General features: G+C 70.4%; 18 protein-coding genes and 2 tRNA genes. 10 read left to right on the forward strand and 10 right to left on the reverse strand.

What is annotated here, in order from left to right:
• Nucleotides 1-694, forward strand: a 694-nt coding sequence (locus AKJ13_RS23315; RefSeq protein ID WP_280137123.1) for a transketolase C-terminal domain-containing protein, incomplete at its 5' end; no start/stop codon positions are given.
• A gap of 266 nt (nt 695-960) precedes the next feature.
• On the opposite strand, the gene AKJ13_RS23320 is transcribed toward AKJ13_RS23315, so the two are convergent.
• Together AKJ13_RS23320 and AKJ13_RS23325 are read right to left on the reverse strand one after the other, a co-directional pair.
• Complete coding sequence (locus AKJ13_RS23320) at nt 961-2052, reverse strand: tartrate dehydrogenase (RefSeq protein ID WP_050735518.1); 1092 nt, start codon at nt 2050-2052, stop codon at nt 961-963.
• Nucleotides 2053-2153: 101 nt separating this feature from the next.
• A complete protein-coding gene (locus tag AKJ13_RS23325) occupies nt 2154-4085 on the reverse strand; it encodes a chloride channel protein (protein ID WP_200905690.1) in 1932 nt (643 codons plus the stop codon).
• Between the two features lie 150 nt (nt 4086-4235).
• On the opposite strand from AKJ13_RS23325, the gene AKJ13_RS23330 reads away from it, so the two are divergent.
• From AKJ13_RS23330 to AKJ13_RS23370, 9 genes are all read left to right on the forward strand, one after another.
• A tRNA-His gene (locus AKJ13_RS23330) sits at nt 4236-4312 on the forward strand.
• A 222-nt stretch (nt 4313-4534) separates the two neighbouring features.
• Nucleotides 4535-5611, forward strand: a complete 1077-nt coding sequence (locus tag AKJ13_RS23335) for a tartrate dehydrogenase (protein ID WP_050735519.1) — start codon at nt 4535-4537, stop codon at nt 5609-5611.
• A gap of 123 nt (nt 5612-5734) precedes the next feature.
• Nucleotides 5735-6304: a hypoxanthine phosphoribosyltransferase gene (gene hpt, locus AKJ13_RS23340; protein ID WP_050735520.1), complete on the forward strand. Its 570-nt coding sequence runs from the start codon at nt 5735-5737 to the stop codon at nt 6302-6304.
• A gap of 183 nt (nt 6305-6487) precedes the next feature.
• A complete protein-coding gene (locus AKJ13_RS23345; RefSeq protein WP_007567202.1) occupies nt 6488-6853 on the forward strand; it encodes a response regulator in 366 nt (121 codons plus the stop codon).
• A 128-nt stretch (nt 6854-6981) separates the two neighbouring features.
• The gene (locus AKJ13_RS23350) at nt 6982-7275 is read left to right on the forward strand and encodes a hypothetical protein (protein ID WP_050735521.1); all 294 of its coding nucleotides are present in this window, start codon (nt 6982-6984) and stop codon (nt 7273-7275) included.
• Nucleotides 7276-7333: 58 nt separating this feature from the next.
• Nucleotides 7334-7705 (forward strand): hypothetical protein, encoded by a 372-nt coding sequence (locus AKJ13_RS23355; protein WP_050735522.1) that lies wholly within the window; start codon nt 7334-7336, stop codon nt 7703-7705.
• Between the two features lie 82 nt (nt 7706-7787).
• A tRNA-Thr gene (locus AKJ13_RS23360) sits at nt 7788-7862 on the forward strand.
• A gap of 419 nt (nt 7863-8281) precedes the next feature.
• On the forward strand, nt 8282-8557 hold the full coding sequence (locus tag AKJ13_RS23365; protein WP_050735523.1) for a NepR family anti-sigma factor: 276 nt from the start codon (nt 8282-8284) through the stop codon (nt 8555-8557).
• Nucleotides 8554-9153: a sigma-70 family RNA polymerase sigma factor gene (locus AKJ13_RS23370; RefSeq protein WP_050735524.1), complete on the forward strand. Its 600-nt coding sequence runs from the start codon at nt 8554-8556 to the stop codon at nt 9151-9153. The genes AKJ13_RS23365 and AKJ13_RS23370 overlap by 4 nt, the downstream gene beginning before the upstream one ends.
• Nucleotides 9154-9159: 6 nt before the next feature.
• On the opposite strand, the gene AKJ13_RS23375 is transcribed toward AKJ13_RS23370, so the two are convergent.
• The 8 genes from AKJ13_RS23375 to AKJ13_RS23410 form a co-directional block, all read right to left on the reverse strand.
• Complete coding sequence (locus tag AKJ13_RS23375) at nt 9160-9690, reverse strand: isochorismatase family protein (RefSeq protein WP_050735525.1); 531 nt, start codon at nt 9688-9690, stop codon at nt 9160-9162.
• 5 nt (nt 9691-9695) lie between these two features.
• Nucleotides 9696-10712, reverse strand: a complete 1017-nt coding sequence (locus AKJ13_RS23380; protein ID WP_050735526.1) for an asparaginase — start codon at nt 10710-10712, stop codon at nt 9696-9698.
• 181 nt (nt 10713-10893) lie between these two features.
• Entirely contained in the window at nt 10894-11760 is an 867-nt protein-coding gene (locus AKJ13_RS23385; protein ID WP_050735527.1) for a protein-glutamate O-methyltransferase CheR, read from the reverse strand.
• Nucleotides 11757-12950: a chemotaxis-specific protein-glutamate methyltransferase CheB gene (cheB, locus tag AKJ13_RS23390; RefSeq protein WP_050735528.1), complete on the reverse strand. Its 1194-nt coding sequence runs from the start codon at nt 12948-12950 to the stop codon at nt 11757-11759. Before cheB ends, AKJ13_RS23385 begins: the two co-directional genes overlap by 4 nt.
• Before the next feature lie 46 nt (nt 12951-12996).
• Nucleotides 12997-13389, reverse strand: a complete 393-nt coding sequence (locus AKJ13_RS23395) for a response regulator (RefSeq protein ID WP_050735529.1) — start codon at nt 13387-13389, stop codon at nt 12997-12999.
• A gap of 11 nt (nt 13390-13400) precedes the next feature.
• A complete protein-coding gene (locus tag AKJ13_RS23400) occupies nt 13401-13892 on the reverse strand; it encodes a chemotaxis protein CheW (RefSeq protein ID WP_007567238.1) in 492 nt (163 codons plus the stop codon).
• Between the two features lie 45 nt (nt 13893-13937).
• A complete protein-coding gene (locus AKJ13_RS23405; protein ID WP_050735530.1) occupies nt 13938-16703 on the reverse strand; it encodes a hybrid sensor histidine kinase/response regulator in 2766 nt (921 codons plus the stop codon).
• 103 nt (nt 16704-16806) lie between these two features.
• Nucleotides 16807-17517 (reverse strand): histidine phosphotransferase family protein, encoded by a 711-nt coding sequence (locus tag AKJ13_RS23410; RefSeq protein ID WP_050735531.1) that lies wholly within the window; start codon nt 17515-17517, stop codon nt 16807-16809.
• Nucleotides 17518-17828: the final 311 nt, after the last annotated feature.

Below are 17828 nucleotides of genomic sequence, written 5' to 3' on the forward strand. Positions count from 1 at the left end.
CGGGCTGGTCGGCGCCGACGGGGCGACCCATGCCGGAGCCTTCGACCTGGCGTATCTGTGCTGCCTGCCGAACATGACCGTGATGGCGGCTTCCGACGAGGCCGAGCTGGTGCACATGGTGGCGACGGCGCACGCGCATGACACGGGCCCGATCGCGCTGCGCTATCCGCGCGGCGAGGGCGTCGGCGTCGAGCTTCCGGAGCGGGGCGCGGTTCTGGCGATCGGCAAGGGCCGGATGGTGCGCCAGGACGCGGAGGCGCGGGTGGCGATCCTGTCGCTGGGCACGCGGCTGTCGGAAGCCTTGAAGGCGGCGGATGCGCTGTCGGAGCAGGGCGTTGCGGTGACGGTGGCGGATGCGCGCTTTGCCAAGCCGCTGGACGAGGCGCTGATCCTGGAGCTGGCGCAGAGCCACGAGGTGCTGATCACGATCGAGGAGGGCTCGCGCGGCGGGTTCGGGGCGATGGTGCTGCATCTGCTGGCCGAGCGCGGCGCGCTGGATGCGGGCCGGGTCCGGGTGCGGACGCTGACGCTGCCGGACCTGTACCAGGACCACGACAGCCCGGAGAAGATGTACGCCGAGGCCGGTCTCGACGCCGCCACCATCGTCAAGACCGCCCTCGACACCCTGCCGGCCGCCTCCGGCCAGGTCGAACAGGCGAGCAACGTCGTGAGCGTCCGCCGCCGCCCGCGCTAGGTCGATCGGCCGAAACGGATACCGGCCGGCGACGCCGGTTCAGGCCCCTGCGCGGGTCCCCTCTCCCGGGCGGGAGAGGGACAGGGTGAGGGGCGAGAACCTTCCGGAAAAAGCTCGACTTGGGCTTGCGTCACGGCTGTGCTCAGTCCTGAACCTCCTCATCCCTCACCCCAGCCCTCTCCCGCTCGGGAGAGGGGGCGCGTCGCGCCCGCGACACGCCGATAGAGGCCATTGCAGTCCGGTGAGGGGGATGCGATCGCGCGCCCCTACCCCAACGCCTCCGCCACGGCTTTCCCGCAGGCCTGCGTGTCGGCATTGCCGCCGAGGTCGCGCGTGCGCAGCGTCCGCTCGGACAGCACCCGCTCGATCCCGCTGACGATCTCGGCCGCCGCCGCGTGCTCGCCGAGATGCTCCAGCATCATCGCCCCCGACCAGATCTGGCCGATCGGGTTGGCGATGCCCTGGCCGGCGATGTCGGGGGCCGAGCCGTGGACCGGCTCGAACACGGACGGGTGCAGCCGCTCCGGGTTGATGTTGCCCGACGGCGCGATGCCGATCGTGCCCGTGCAGGCGGGGCCCAGATCCGACAGGATGTCGCCGAACAGGTTCGAGGCGACGACCACGTCGAACCGGTCCGGGTTCAGGACGAAATGCGCGGTCAGGATGTCGATGTGGTACTGGTCCCACCGCACATCCGGATAGCCCTCGGCCACGGCCTTCACGCGCTCGTCCCAGTACGGCATGGTGATCGAGATGCCGTTCGATTTCGTGGCCGAGGTCAGGTGCTTCTTCGGCCGGGTCTGGGCGAGGTCGAAGGCGAATTTCAGGATCCGGTCGACCCCGTGGCGGGTCATGATCGTCTCCTGCAGGGCGAATTCCCGGTCGGTGCCGGCGAACATGCGGCCGCCGGCATTCGAGTACTCGCCCTCGGTGTTCTCCCGGACCACCCAGAAGTCGATATCGCCGGGCTTGCGGTCGGCGAGCGGGCACTTCACCCCGGGCATCAGCCGCACCGGGCGCAGGTTGGCGTATTGGTCGAATTCCCGCCGGAACAGGATCAGCGAGCCCCACAGGGAAATGTGGTCGGGCACGCGCTCCGGCATGCCGACGGCGCCGAAATAGATCGCGTCGTGCGTTTCGATCTGCGGCTTCCAGTCCTCCGGCATCATCCGGCCGTGCTGCTCGTAATAGTCGCAGCTCGCGAAATCGAACCAGTCGAGCTGGAGGCTGAAGCCGTGACGCTTGGCCGCCTGCTCCAGTACGCGCACGCCCTCGGGCACCACCTCCTTGCCGATGCCGTCGCCCGGGATCACCGCGATGCGGTAGCGGCGCTGGGGGCTGCTGTCTTGACCGGCCATGGATCCTCACGGGTGTCGCGTCGGGGGTCGCGTACCGGCCCCGGGTTGCACGGTGCCAGGGTGTTGCACGCGCTTCTGCGGTCAACACCCCAGCCTGACAATCACGCAGATTCCCCCGCCATGGCCCGGCGCTGCCGGTCCAGCTCCTCGCTGTAGCGCTTGAGTGTGTGGCTCTCGGTGAGCAAGCCCAGGACCTGGCGGCTGTCGGCGCTCTGGACCACCGCGAGCGCCTCGCTCTCGCTGCGGTCGAAGGTTGCGGCCGCGTCCTTGGCGTTCATCTCCGGCGTCAGGAACAGGTCGGTGTGGTGCAGGAGGTCGGCCAGCACCGGCGCCGCGCCGGCCTCGGCGTCCTGGGCGGCGGCATGCACCTCGGGGACGTTCACGAGCCCGGCATAGCGGCCCTGTCCATCCACGGCGATCACCCGGGAGGGCGAACCGAGCGGATGGGCGCGCAGGAAGGTCGGCAGCGGCGTGTCCAAAGCCACGGTGGAGACGTCCCGGCGCATCAGCCGGCCCACGGTCAGCGAGCGGATCCAGCCGACATCGTGGGGGCTGCGGATGCTCTCGCCCCGCAGGTGGAAGCGCCAGGTGGCGAAGGAATAGCCGAAGATCTTGCGCACGGTCAGCGAGGAGGCGATCACCGCCGCCAGCACGAGCCCGGTGATCGGCAGGCTGCCGGTGATCTCCAGCGCCAGGAACGTCATGGTCAGCGGGCCGCCGATGATCGCCACGGCGAGCGCGCTCATGCCGATCACCGCATAGGCCAGCGGGGTGAGGCCGAAGCCGGCCATCGCGGGCAGGAGATCCGGCGCCAGAGCGGCGAACAGCTTGCCGGCGATCGCCCCGAGGAACAGCGAGGCGAAGAACAGGCCGCCGCGAAACCCGGAGCCGATCGAGATCGCGGTGGCCGTCGCCTTGGCGGCGAACAACCCGGCGAGCGCCGCCACCCCGTGGCCCTGGCCCTCGGCGGAGAAGTGCATGTGCAGGGCGCCGTGCCCACCCGAGAGCACCTGGGGCGTCGCCAGCAGCGCCAGCGCGCCAACGCACAGGCCCCCGAAGGCGGGCCCCGCCGCCCGCGGCAGGCCGGACGCCTGGACCAGCTGCTCGACCAGCGTCACGCCGCGCATGATCAGGATGCCGAGCAGCGCGCAGACCAGCCCGAGGGCGAGGCTCGGCAGGATCTCCAAGCTGGTGATGTGCGAGGTCGTGACCGCCTGCATGTCGCCGAGCTCGACCAGCGGCTGGGTCGCGATCAGGGACCGGGAGATGAGATTGCCGCAGAGCGCCGCGACGACCACGGGCGCCAGGGTGGCGATCGAGTAGGTGCCGATGATCAGCTCGAAGGCGTAGAACGCCCCGGCGAGCGGCGCCCCGAACCCAGCCGCGATGGCGCCGGCCGCCCCGCACCCGACCAGGGTCCGCAGGTCGCCCCGACGCACCTCGAAGGCGATCCCGAGCCGGGAGGCGAGACCGGAGGCGAGCTGCGTGTAGCCGGCTTCCAACCCTACGGAGGCGCCCGATCCGTTCGAGATCACGTTCTGCAGGGCGAGGTACAGGCTGTCCCGCAGGGACATCCGGCCGCCATGGAGCGCGTTGGCCTCGATCGGATCGATGGCGGGGCGCCTGCGCGGGCCGCGAAGGTAATTCGCTACGACGATCAGCAGGCCGAGCAGCACGCCGCCGAGACACGGACCGATCAGCAGAAGGGGCGGCGCGACCGCATCGGCGGCGCTGAGCCGCGTCCCCGCCGGCAGGCGGTAAAGCGTCTCGCGCAGGGCCTGCGTCATCCAGGTCATGGCCGAGACCGCCAGCCCGCTGACGCAGCCCACCAGGGTCGCCAGCAGGACCAGCCCGCCCTCGCTGCGCCGGACGAGGCTGCGCAGTCGCCCGGGCGCCAGGACAATCCGGGATCGGGCCCAGCGCCCGCGGGGGCGATGGCCCGGCCGAGCCGGCCCATCCGCTGCACCCGTCCCGGAGACCTGGCCGAGATCCCGGCTCCCGGTCGTGACTGGCGCTGGCTCTCGCGCGCTCACGCTCGCCCCTACCCCCCGATCCGCCCTGGCCGACGCGCGGTTCCGTCGGTGCACTTAGGGGGCGAATCCGCCCTGCGTCCACCGGCACCGCATCAGCCTGCACAGATCGTCTTGAAAACTGCCGCGGCCCGCGATACACCGCCCGCCAGTGCCGCCGTAGCTCAGTTGGTTAGAGCACCAGATTGTGGATCTGGGGGTCCCCCGTTCGAGCCGGGGCGGTGGTACCATCCATTCAGAACGACTGCGCAAGGGGTTGGCGGATCGCCGACCCCTTTTGCATTTCCGGATCTCGCGCGCGCGCGGCGCGAGCGGTCTCCGCCCGCGGAACCGCGGGCCGAGGAGCGGCACCACTGTGCCGGGGTCGGCATGGCACCGGCCCTATGCCATCCTGCCGCGAGGCCGGCGCTCCTCGATGGGCGGCGGATGAACAAAAACGTGGAGGACGCGCCATGAAGCAATACCGCATCGCCGCCATCCCGGGAGACGGGATCGGCCAGGAGGTCATCGCCGCCGGCATCGCGGTGCTCGACGCCCTCGCCGAGCGCGCGGGCGGCTTCCGCTTCGCCTTCGACCGGTTCGACTGGGGCTCGGATTACTACAAGGCCCACGGCGTCATGATGCCCGCCGACGGGCTGGCGCAGATCAAGGACCACGACGCGATCTTCTTCGGCGCGGTCGGCGCCCCGGACGTGCCCGACCACATCACCCTGTGGGGCCTGCGGCTCGCGATCTGCCAGCCCTTCGACCAATACGCCAATGTCCGGCCGACTCGGATCCTGCCCGGCATCACCAGCCCCCTGCGCCACGTCACCGGGCCGGAGCTCGACTGGGTGATCGTGCGTGAGAATTCCGAGGGCGAATATGCCGGCGTCGGCGGCCGGGTCCATCAGGGCCACGACAACGAGGTCGCCACCGACGTGTCGATGATGACCCGCTCGGGCGTCACGCGCATCATCCGCTACGCGTTCGAGCTGGCGCGCTCGCGCCCGCGCAAGCGGCTCACCGTGGTGACCAAGTCGAACGCCCAGCGCCACGCCATGGTGATGTGGGACGAGATCGCCGCCGAGGTGGCGCGGGATTTCCCGGACGTGACCTGGGACAAGATGCTGGTCGACGCCATGACCATGCGCATGACCATGAAGCCCCAGAGCCTCGACACGATCGTGGCGACCAACCTGCACGCCGACATCCTGTCGGACCTCGCGGCGGCCCTGGCCGGGTCGCTCGGCATCGCGCCCACCGCCAACATCAACCCGGAGCGCCGGTTTCCCTCGATGTTCGAGCCGATCCACGGTTCGGCCTTCGACATCGCCGGCAAGGGCATCGCCAATCCGGTGGGCACCTTCTGGACCGCCTGCCAGATGCTGGAGCATCTGGGCGAGAAGCCCGCCGCCGACCGGCTGATGCGCGCGGTCGAGCGGGTCACCGCCGACCCCGGCCTCCACACCCCTGATCTCGGCGGCACGGCCACGACCCAAGCGGTCACGGATGCGGTGATCGCGGCGATCCGGGGCGACAACGGCTGACGGGCCGGCGACGCGCCGCCCGCGATCCGGAGTTTCCCCGGCGGCCTTCGGGCGCTAAGACCGACCTTCGATCGCGGCGGCGAGCCCGTCCCGCAAGAAGAACAAGCTCCCGGGACACGTCAGATGAGCATCCCCGAGCGGCGCGTCCGCACTCTCTTCGACGAGGCGGCGATCGCCAAGCGCAACACCGAGCTGGCCCAGGAGATCCTGTCGGCGAACCCGGAGAACCTCCTGGTCGTCGCCGTGCTCAAGGGCAGCTTCATGTTCGCGGCCGACCTGCTCCGGGCGCTGCACCGGGTCGGGCTGTCACCGCAGGTCGAGTTCGTGCACCTGTCGAGCTACCGCACCGGCACGGTCTCCACCGGCCAAGTCGAGATCCTGCGCGACGTGCAGAGCGAGGTCCGCGGGCGGGACGTGCTGCTGGTGGACGACATCCTGGAATCCGGCCGGACCGTGGTGTTCGCCAAGGACCTGCTCATGGCCCGGGGCGCCAAGCGGGTGCTCACCGCAGTGCTGCTGGAGAAGCCGGGCAAGCGCGCCGTGACGATCGACGCCGATTTCGTCGGCTTCACCTGCCCGGACGTGTTCGTGGTCGGCTACGGAATGGATGCGGCGCACGCCTTCCGCCAGCTGCCCTTCGTGGGCGTGGTCGATTTCGGCAACGGCGACCCGGACCTGTTCGACGAGCCGTGACGCGCCTGCGGGCAGCGCGGCATTTTCGCCGCGGCGCCCGGGGATGCGATTGTTTTCCCGTGCGATGCCTTGACAGCGCAACGGTTCCGTTCGTGATCTGTTATCCATAAGCAGGCCTGAAGTCTCATCGTGGCGGGACATCCTCGGAATCAGGCCCGGGATCAGGAACGTTTACGGGACCCCATGGCGCGCATCCTCCTCGTGGATGACGAAGAGACCGTCCGCGGCTTCCTCAAGCGGGGGCTGGAGATCGACGGCCACGCCGTCGTGACCGCCAACGACGGCAGCGACGGGCTCGACCGGCTCAACGAGGCCGATGGCGGGTTCGACCTGATGCTGACCGATATCCGCATGCCGCTCATGGACGGCATCGCGCTGGCGCTGGCCGCCAAGCGCGACTTCCCGGACCTGACCATCCTGCTGATGACCGGCTTCGCCGACCAGCGGGAGCGCGCCCGCGGGCTCGACGCGATCGTCACCGACGTGCTGACGAAGCCGTTCTCGCTCGCGGACTTGCGCGCCACCGTGCGGCGGGCGCTCGCCGCCTGACGCGGCCCCGAGAGTTGGGCGGGCCGATTACAGCTTCAGAGGCCTTTAAACATCCGCTTTAGGCGGCGCTTCACAAAAGCGTGGCAGTTTCGTCCGGCGAATTCCGATCAGCCGGGTACGACAACGCGATGGACCGTCGAGACAGGGACACCGCCGACGCGGATTGGGACGACGATTGGGACGCGCCGCGGCGGCCCCGCAGGAGCCTGTTCGGACGCGGAATCGGGCTCGTAAAGCTCGCGGTCTTCGCGCTGCCCGTGGCGATGCTCCTCTACGGCAGCTTCGCCGATTGCAGCGCGCGCCCCGCCGCCGCGAGTTGGCTCGGCCTTGCCGGCGCAGGCGCCTGCGCGCGCAGCGAGATGATCGGCAGCGTCCTCTCGATGCAGGACAACTTCGCCTTCCTGAAGCGGCTGATCGATTGAGGGCACCGGGCGCGTCGCCCGTCGCCTGCCGCTCCGCACCGACCCTTGCGAGCCGACCATGTCCACCCGCCCCCTCTCCTCATCCTCCCCCGGCAGCCTGCCGGACGCGCTTGAGGAGGCCCAGTTCCGCGCCCGCATGGCACGGCTCGGCACCGAGCCGCAGAGCCGGCGCCGCCGTCCCCGCGACCTCGGCCGGCGCGGCTTCCGCCTGGGCTGGAAGGGCTGGCTCGTCGTCGACAGCCTGATCGTGCTTCTGGTCGTGGCGGCGGTGGTCGCCTGGCCGCCGATCCAGGCCTGCCGGCACCAGGACAAGACGACCGGCTTCTACGCCGGCGACTCAGTGGACAAATGCATCCGCCGCGGCATCGCCGAGCGCATCAACCGGGCCGACCAGCGCCTCAAAGCCCTGGTCCGCAACGCGGGGCGCTAGCGTATTTCGCGCGACGGATCCCGGATCCTGGCCCGGCTCGGCTTGAGCGGCGGCACCGCGACTGGTAGCAAGCGTGTCGCGGGCCGGTGTAGCACAGCGGTAGTGCAGCGGTTTTGTAAACCGAAGGTCGGGAGTTCGATCCTCTCCACCGGCACCACCAAGCTTGCGCAGGCCTTTAGTTTTTCCCGTCCTTCGCCGACCAGGATCGGTCGCGCAGCCCCAGCTTCGGCAATCCGACGGGCTCCCCCTACACCCAGCGCGTGGACCGATCCGCGGCCTGCGCGGACCGGTCCACGCGCTCACCCGTCGTTCAGCCCCACGCGCGCTTCTGGCCTACGGCCAAGCTCAGATAAGTATTTCTGATTTGTATCTGAAATAACTGCCGAAAAATTACGGTCTAGCTGACGAATACCGACATTAAGATTTGATGAATGTGAAATTCAGAACCGATTAAATCCGTCGCGCCTACCAGCGCCGCCGGAAGGCGATGAATCGCGTCTCCGTCGGGCGGGTCGCGAGACCGGGCGGCGGGGCGCCGGCCCCTCGGGCCGCGTCGCCGATGGTCGGGGCGCAATCATGAGCCAGGGCAAGGACGGGCGGACGGTGACGCGCGCCGCCGGAGACGCAGCCGGGGACGGGCAGGCGCTGGCGGGCGGCGATGCGCCCGTGCCCGATGGCGCGGCCGCAGGGCCGGCGCACGGACGCCGGCCGATCAACGACGCGGCCCGGGCCCGGATCGGGCGCGGCCTGCGCCTGCACTACGCCGATGTTCTGGCCCTGCCGATCCCGGAGCGGCTCCGGACGCTGATCGACGACCTCGCCGCATGCTCCGACACGGAGGCTCCGCGATGATGATGATGACCCAAGCCGCTCCCGCCGGCAGCAATTCCGGGCCGCCACCGCCCCAGGGCGTCGATGCCGAGATGCGCGATCTCCTGCTCGGGGCGATCCCGGCGCTGCGCGCCTTCGCGTTCTCGCTGACCTACGACCTCGACCGCTCGGACGACCTCGTGCAGGACACGCTGGTGCGCGCCTGGGTCAATGCCGGCAGCTTCCGACGGGGGACCAACCTCACGGCCTGGCTGTTCACGATCCTGCGCAACCTGTTCTACTCGGAGCAGCGCAAGCGCAAGCGCGAGGTGGAGGATGCCGACGGCGTGCTCGCCGGCAAGCTGACCTCCCTGCCGGAGCAGGAAGTCCGGATGGAGATGGCGCAGTTCCAGTCCGCCCTGAACCGCCTGCCCCATGCGCAGCGGGAGGCTCTGGTTCTGGTGGGGGCCCAGAGCTTCACCTACGAGGAGGCGGCCGCGATCTGCGGCGTCGCGGTCGGCACGATCAAGAGCCGGGTCAGCCGCGCCCGCCTGCGGCTGATCGAGGTCCTGGGTCTCGAGGGGCCGGACGATATCGGCACCGATGCTTGCACCCGGGCGGCCCTCGACGGCGGCTGAGCAAGGTCACTTGATCAGCTTGACCGCCTCGCGGAAGCGCGGGTGCCGGGCGGTGCCGAGCCACTCGAACACCACCATCTCGGTGGTGACGATCTCGGCCCCGTGGGCCGCCATCCGGGCCAGGCCGGCGGCGCGGCTCTCGGGCCGGCGCGAGCCGACTGCATCCGCCACCACGGTGGCGCGCCGCCCGGCCTCCCGGAGCCCGAGCACCGTCTGCAGCACGCAGATATGCGCCTCGCAACCTGTCACCACGAGGTCCCGGTCCCCGACCCGGTCGAGGAAGCCTGGCGCCTGGACGGCGCCGAAGCTCATCTTCGCGAAGGCCGCCCCGGGTTCCGGGGCGAGCTCCGGCACGGTCGGCCCGAGCCCGCCGGCATTCTGCTCGGTGAACAGGACAGGCACGTCCAGCAGCTTCGCCGCCGCGATCAGCCGGTCCGTGTTGGCGATCACCCCGGCGCCATCCGCGATGGCCGGCATCAGCCGGACCTGAATGTCGATGACGAGGAGGAGGGACCGGGCGGGATCGATCAGGGGCATCGGGGTCAGTAGGTCGCGAAGAGGCGCGCGACCGCCTCGGGCTCCGCCGTGACGGTCAGGGCCAGGGCGAGCAGGATCCGGGCCTTCTGCGGGGTCAGGTTGTCGGCACTGAGGATGCCGCGGGTGCGCAGGCGCGTGGTCAGCGGCACGACCCCGCTGCCGGCCCGCGTCGACATCACCACCGGGATGCCCGCCGCCGCGGCCTCCTCCAAGGCGTCGGCCTCGGCCGGCGGCATCATGCCCGGGGCGAGCCCGGCCGCGACCAGGCCGCGCGCCCCCGCCTGCCGGAACGCCCGCACCGCGGTGCCGTCGGCGTCCGCGTAGCCGTAGCACACGTCGACCCGCGGCAGGGCGGACAGCGTCCGGATGTCGAACGGGGTGCCGGGCGCGTGGGCCCGCTCGGAGCGGCGGTAGTACCGGACGCTGTCGCCGTCGACTTGGCCGAGCACGCCGAAATCCGGGGTGCGGAAGGTCTGCAGCCGGGCCACCGAGGTCTTGGTGACCTCGCGGGCGGCCTGGATCTCGTCATTGAGTACCACCAGTACGCCCCGGCCGCGGGAGGCCGGCGCGGCGGCGGTGCGGATCGCCGCCACGAGATTGAGCTTCGCGTCGGTGGACAGGGCGCTCATCGGCCGCTGCGAGCCGACGAGAACCACCGGCAGATCCACCGTCAGCGTGAGGCTGAGCGCGTAGGCGGTCTCCTCCAGCGTGGCGGTGCCGTGCCCGATGACGATGCCGGCGAGGTCCGGATGCGCGGCGGCGGTCCGCTCGCACAGCAGGACGAGGTCGCGCCATTCGGCGAACCCGATCGCCGGGCTCGGGACCGCCCGGAACGGCACCGGGACCACGGTGGCGACCGCGGACAGTTCCGGGACCGCGTCCAGGATCGCGCTCGCTTCCAGGCGACGGTCGGTGGCGGTGTAGTCGAGGATGTCGAGCGCATCGCGCCCGAGGGACGAGATCGTCCCGCCGGTGCCGATGAACGCGACCTTGGGCAATCCCGCCCCGTGTCCTGCCGCCATGCCGTGTCTCCTGGCCGTCCGGCCATCCGCCGGTCCCGTCAGGCCCGTGATGCCGTCTCACTCGGCCATGGTCGACCCCGTGCGCGCGCAGGCGGGCGATGCGCCCGACGATGGGGCGTCGATCGGGATGTGGAACGGCTGCCGGTCCGAACGAGCCTCGGACCGGCAGTGGGCCGGGTGCTCAGACGCCGGCGGCGACACGCATGGGTGCGGCCATCTCGGGGGTGCGACCCACCGGGTCGGCATGGCCGTAGAGGCCGCGCTGCTTCGGGTTCGGGCTGAGCCGGTCGGTCAGGCCGATCACCGTCTCGGCCGCCCCGAGCAGGAGGGCGCCCCCCGGCGCGAGCTGGGCGGCGAGCCGGGCCAGCACGTCCGACTTGGTCGGCGCGTCGAAGTAGATCAGCACATTGCGGCAGTAGATCACGTCGAACTGGCCGAGGGACGTGAAGCTGTGCAGCAGGTTGAGTTGGCGGTAATCCACCATGGAGCGCAGGCTCTGGGCGATCTGCCACTGCTCGCCGATCTGGGTGAAGTACTTGATCAGCCACTGCACCGGCAGGCCGCGCTGGACCTCGAAGTGGCTGTAGAGGCCGAGCTTGGCCTTCTCGATCACCTCGGTGGACAGGTCGGTGGCCACGATCTCGACCTGCCACCCGGCGAGCTTGGACCCGGCCTCCTGCAGCAGCATGGCCAGAGAATAGGGCTCCTGGCCGGTGGACGCCGCCGCGCACCAGATCCGCAGCCGGCGCTTGCTGGCGTTGCGCGCCAGGGCCTCCGGCAGGATCGTGTCGCGGAACAGGTCGAACGGGATGCGGTCGCGGAAGAAGAAGGTCTCGTTCGTGGTCATCGCCTCGACCACGGCGCGCTCGATCGCCCCGTCCTGGCCGAGCTTGAGCGCGCCGATCAGGTCGCCCAGGGCGGCGAGATTGAAGCGGCGGCAGACCGGGGTCAGGCGGCTCTCGACGAGGTAGCGCTTCTCCGCGGTCAGCGCGAGGCCGGAGCGCTGCTTGAGGAAGGTGCGCAGGTATTCGAACTCGAGTTCGGTCATGACGGCTGCCCCGTGATCAGGGCGCGCAGCGCCGTCGCGAGTTCGGGAAGCGGCAGCACGGCCTCGGCGAGGCCGGCCCGGGCAACGCTGCCGGGCATGCCCCAGACGGTGCTGGTCGCCTCGTCCTGCGCGAGGACCGGGCCGCCCGCATCGGTGAGCGCGCGGGCGCCGTTGGTACCGTCCGAGCCCATGCCGGTGAGGATCACCGTCGCGGTGGCGGCGCCGAACACCACGGCCGCGTCCTTGAACAGCACGTCCACGGCGGGGCGGCAGAAATTCACCGGCGGCCCGTCGGTGAGGCGGATCGTGGGCCCGTTGGGCCCGGCCACCAGCCCCATATGGCGCCCGCCCGGCGCCACGTAGATCCGGCCCGCCTCCAGGCGCTCGTCGGCCTTGCCCTCGGCGGCGCGCAGCCCGGTGCGGGTGGAGAGGTGCTCCGCGAACACAGCGGTGAAGATCGGCGGCATGTGCTGCACGATCAGCACCGGCACGCGGCGCAGGGCGGCGGCGCCGATCCCCTCCAGCATCTCGCCCACCGCGCGGGGCCCGCCGGTCGAGGAACCGATCAGCAGGGCACGGGGCTGGGTCCGGTTGCGAACCTTCGGCCGGAGGGTGAACGGGGTGGGCGGCCGCGGTGCCGGCGCGGCGGGCGCCAGCGCGGGGGCCGCGTGGGCGGGGGCCGGTGCGGTCCCCGGGGCGCCGACCGGACGCCGGGCGCGAGCCCGGGCGGCGCCGAACACCCGCACCCGCTCGATCAGTTCGACCCGGAAGGTCTCCGAGGTGGTGACGCCGCGGTTGCTCTCGGGCTTGGCGAGGTAATCGACGGCCCCGAGCGCGAGGCATTTGAGGGAGATGTCGGCGTTCCGCGTGGTCAGCGTCGACATCATCACGACTTGGAGATTCGGGCTCATCGCGAGCATGCGCGGCAGCGCCGTCGTGCCGTCGAGCTCCGGCATCTCGATATCGAGCAGCACGACGTCCGGATCGTGCTTGGCCATCATCTCCAGGGCGATGCGGCCGTTGGAGGCGGTGCCGGCGACCTCGAACCCGGCCTCGGTGATCCAGCGGGCGACGAGGCCGCGCACGACGGCGGAATCATCGGCGATCAGCACCCGGATGGGAGCCGCGGCGGAGGTCGTGGATTGCGCAGGCGGACTGCGGAGTGGGACGACCGCGGGGCTCAGGGCCATGATGATTGCCTTGGGTACTGGGTCTTAGATGATGTCGGTGTCGAAGTCAGGCTGCGTCGGCGACGAGGCCGACCTGTTCGAGCTTGGCCGCGAGGATATCGCGGTCGAAGGGCTTCATGATGTATTCGTCGGCCCCGGCCCGGAGGGCCCGGGCGATCGCCCCGACATCATTCTCGGTGGTGCAGAACAGGACCTTCGGCGTCGTTCCCCCCTCGCTCCGCCTGAGGGTCTGGAGGAAGGTGTAGCCGTCCATGTTCGGCATGTTCCAATCGAGCAGGATCGCGTCCGGCATGTTGGCGGCGCAGACTTCGAGGGCGGCGCTGCCGTCCTCCGCCTCGCTCACATTCATGCCCAGGGCCTCGATGATCCGCCGCGCGACCTTCCGGATCACCGCGGAATCATCGACCACCAGGCAGGTCGTCTCGTGTGGCGCTTTCATCCCTCCTCTCCTCACGCCGCCTTCGCGCCGGCAGCGCTGAAGCCGAGCAGCGCGTCCACGTCGAGGATCACCAGGAGGCGACCGTCGAGGCGGTGGACGCAGGTGGCGAGGTTGCGCCAGCGCGGATCCAGGTTGATCGGAACCGCCTCGCGGCTGTCGGTGCCGAGCTTCAGCACCTCGCCGACGCCGTCGACCACGAGCGCGAAGGTCTCGCCGCCCTGCTCGAGGCCGATCGCCATCTTGGGATTGGCCTTGTCGTCCTGGGTCTCGGCGTCGGGCATGCCCAGGCGCCGGCGCAGGCACACGGCGGTGACCACGCGTCCGCGCAGGTTGAGCAGACCGACGATCTCGGACGGCGCCAGGGGCACCGGCGTCACGCCCGAGGGGACGAACACGTCATGGACCCGCTCGATCGCCAGGCCGAACAGGGTGTCGCCCACGAAGACGGTGACGTAGTCGTCGGTTGGGCCGGTCTCGGCGCCGTTGGCATTGGCAGCCTGCATCAGAACTCTCCGGATTCGATCGTCGTATGGCGGGCTGAGCCGGGATCAGGCGGCTTGGGAGACGGCGGTGGGGTTGATCTCGGCCAGGGCCGCGATCAGACCGCTGCGGTCGAACTTGGCCACGAGGTCGGTGATCGCCAGGGACCGGGCCCGCTCCACCGCGTCGGCGCCCACCGTCCCGGTGAGGCCGATCACCGGCAGGCCGGCGACCCGCGGCTCGCCGCTGCGCATGGCGGCGGCGAGATCGAAGCCGCTGCGGCCGGGCATTTCCAGGTCGGTGACCACAACCTCGATCCGCGGATCCGACTGGAGGATCGACAGGGCGGCATCGGTGCTCGAAGCCGTGACGACCTGGTAGCCCGCGGCCTTCAGCACCGGGCTCAGCATGTCGCGGAAGAAGGCCGAGTCGTCGACCAGCAGCAGGGTCGAGACCTGCTCCGCCCGCTTCGGGCCGCGGGCCCAGTCGTCGTAGGCGAGCGGCAGGAAGTGGGCGATGTTGATGATGTCGGTGGCGCGGCCGCGCAGCACTGCCGAGCCGATCAGGTCCGAACGGTCGGCCGCGATCTCGATGTCCAGGCGCTCCTCGACGATGTCGACGATCTCGTCGACCACAAGGCCCATCGCCCGCTCGCCGTCGGAGAACACCACCAGGGCCTGCGTGCCCTCCGAGCGGATCGTGATCGCCGGATCGGCCGGGACCAGCGGCATCAGCCGGCCGCGGTACTGGATCAGCGGGCGGCCGCCGAGCCACTCGACCTTGTCGCACTCGATCTCTTCGAGGCGCGTGACCAGGGAGAGCGGCACCGCTTTGAAGCTGCCCTGGCCGCCCTTGAACACCAGCAGGGTGGTCTTGGTATCGCCCATCTCGGATGCCTCCGCCTCGGCGTCGGAATCCGCGTGGCCGTTGCTGCCCTGGACCCCCTGGGCGACCTGCCGGGCCACGCCGTTGGGATCGATGATCAGCACCACGGCGCCGTCGCCGAGGATCGTGTTGCCGGCAAACATCGGGATGTGCCGGAGCTTCGCCGACATCGGCTTCACGACGATTTCCTCCGTGTGGAAGACCTCGTCGACCAGGATGCCGAAGCGCTCGCGCCCGACCTGGGCCACGACCACGAAGCCCGCCTGGGCCGTCTCGTCGCCCTGGCCGCCCGACTGCCCGAGCAGGCCGGTGAGCGAGACGATCGGCAGCAGCCGCTCGCGCAGGCGCAGCACCGGCGAGCCGTTGATGCGCTCGACCCGCTGGGCCCCGGCATCGACCCGAACCAGCTCGAGCACGGCCACCTGCGGCAGGGCGAAGCGATGCTCGCCGGCGCGCACGATCAGCGCGGCCACGATCGCCAGCGTCAGCGGGATCTTGATGGTGAAGGTGGTGCCGCGGCCCGCCGTGGTGGCGATGTCGATGATGCCGCCGATGGTCTCGATGTTGGTCTTGACCACGTCCATGCCGACGCCGCGGCCCGACACCGACGTGACCGCCGCCGCGGTCGAGAACCCGGCGTCGAAGATGAACTTGGCGACCTGCGCGTCGGTCATCCGCTCGACATCGGCCTGGGCCGCCAGCCCGCGCTCCACCGCCTTCTTGCGGATCGCCGCAAGGTCGAGACCCTTGCCGTCGTCGGCGATCTCGATCGTGATCGTGCCGCCCTCATGATAGGCGGCGAGACGGATCGTGCCGCGGGCCGGCTTGCCCGCGGCGATGCGCCCGGCGGTCGATTCGAGACCGTGATCGGCCGAGTTGCGGACCATGTGGGTCAGCGGGTCCTTGATGACCTCAAGGACCTGCCGGTCGAGCTCGGTCTCGGCGCCGACCATCACGAGGTCGATCTGCTTGCCGAGTTCGGCCGAGAGGTCGCGCACGACGCGCGGCAACTTCTGCCAGGCGCTGCCGATCGGCTGCATGCGCGTCTTCATGACGCCTTCCTGCAGCTCGGCCGTGACGTGGGACAGGCGTTGGAGCGGGACCTTGTAGCTCGAATCCTCGTGCCGACGGGCGATCTCGAGGAGCTGGTTGCGGGTCAGCACCAGCTCCGAGACCATGGTCATCAGGTGCTCGAGCGTATCCACGTTCACGCGGATCGTCTGGATCTTGCTCCCGGCCGCCGTGGTCTCCGTGGCCACCACGGCCTCGGTGTCGCCCGCGGGCTCGGCCCTGGCGGACTCGGCCTCGGCCGGCTCGGCCTTCGGGGCCGCTGGCTTGGGCTCCACGGCCTTGGGCGCCGCCGGCTTGGGGGCTTCGACCTTGGGGGCCTCGGCCTTCGGCGCCTCGCCGGGGGCCGAAACCGGCGCCGCGAAGTCTGCCTCGCCCGGGCCCGGAGCCGCCAGGAAGGCCGCCTCCAGCTCGTCCAGGGTCACCTCGCCGGGCTTCAATTCGCGCGAGACCGGGTCCGGCAGCACCGGCTCGGGCGCCGGGGCGGGCGCGGCCTGGGGCTCAGACTCGGCCGACGCCAAGCGATCCAGCTCGGAGATGAGATCGTCGTCGGAGCCCGCCGGCTCGGTGCCAGTGGCCTCGAGATCGGCCAGAATCGCCTTGAGCCGGTCCAGGGTCGAGAGAATCACCGTGACCGATTCGGAGGTGGCGGGCAGGCCGTCCCGGAAGCGGCCCATCAAGGTCTCGGCGGCATGCGCCAAGGCTTCGAGGCGCGGCAGGCCGAGAAACCCGCAGGTTCCTTTGATCGTATGGACGAGGCGAAAGATATTCCGAAGAATCGTCTGGTTATTCGGATCCTGTTCGAACCGAACCAGTTCAGCATCGACCGTGTCGAGGTGCTCCCCGCTCTCGGTCAGGAACTCACGAAGCAGGTCGTCCATAGGCGATACTCGTTACACGGAGAGGCTCTCGCGCAACGTACTTACTCAAGCCGGGTTAGGGAAGCGTTTCGATCCCCTCCCCACCCCATGCTTTTCCAGTTTTTTACGCCAGCGCGGTATCGGAAGCTTCGTCACCAGCCTCCGAGGGCGCCGCGATCACTGTCGGCGAGGCCGTGATCGTCACTTCATCACCTTCGATAGCGAATCGCACATCCATGGCGGCGGCCTGCGCCACGAGGCCGGCATAGAACGGCAGGATACCGTGGGCGTCGACGGTGCCGCTCTCCGGGCTGCCGGCCATCAGCTCCTCGACATGGGGCGGGATGCGGGCATGCGAGCCCTTGGCGGTGAGCACGAGGGTCGGCGCCTCGCCGTCGCCCGAGACGGTGACGTCGATCAGACCGCCCCGCGGGATCGCCGAGGTGGCGATCATCACGAGGTTCAGGAGCAGCTTCACCTTGTTCTTGGGGAACAGGGCCTGCGGCGCGCTCCAGGCGAGCTTGGTCTTCTCGTCGCTGAACATGCCCTTGGCCACGCTCTCGGCGTCGGCGAGGTCGATCGAGGCGCCGGCCGATCCGGCCGCACCGAAGGCGATCCGGGCGAATTTCAGCCGGGCCGAGGCCTGGCGGGCGCTCTTGCCGATCAGTTCGAGGGCGAAGGTGCGCATCGATTCGTCATCGTCGTCCTCCAGCACCTCCAGCCCGTTCACGATCGCGCCGACGGGGCTGATCACGTCGTGGCAGACGCGGGAGCAGAGCAGGGCGGCGAGGTCGAGGCCGTCGAGATTCAGGCGGGGTGCGTTCGGGGAGGACATGGTGCGCTCCGGGCGGGCGGATCTGGAGGTCGAACAATCTGCGGGCCGGCCCGTCGCTTCGGAGCCGCCGATCCTTGGCCGCCCGACATGGCGGTCGAGTCCCCGCGAAACATCCCGCGCGGCCCGCCGGTCGGGCCGGGGGCAATGGACCGGTCCGCACGGATAGACGCCACGTTCGGCTTTGAAAAGCGTTACCGGCCGGCACCGGTGCCGGCCGCGCCGGGATCGGGTACGGTGCCGGCCAACGCGGATCGGCCACGATGCGGACCGCGAGCGGTCCCGGGGTCGCGCCCGTTCGGGCCCAGCTCGAG

Source organism: Methylobacterium sp. ARG-1 (genome assembly GCF_001262595.1).
Classification (GTDB): domain Bacteria; phylum Pseudomonadota; class Alphaproteobacteria; order Rhizobiales; family Beijerinckiaceae; genus Methylobacterium; species Methylobacterium brachiatum.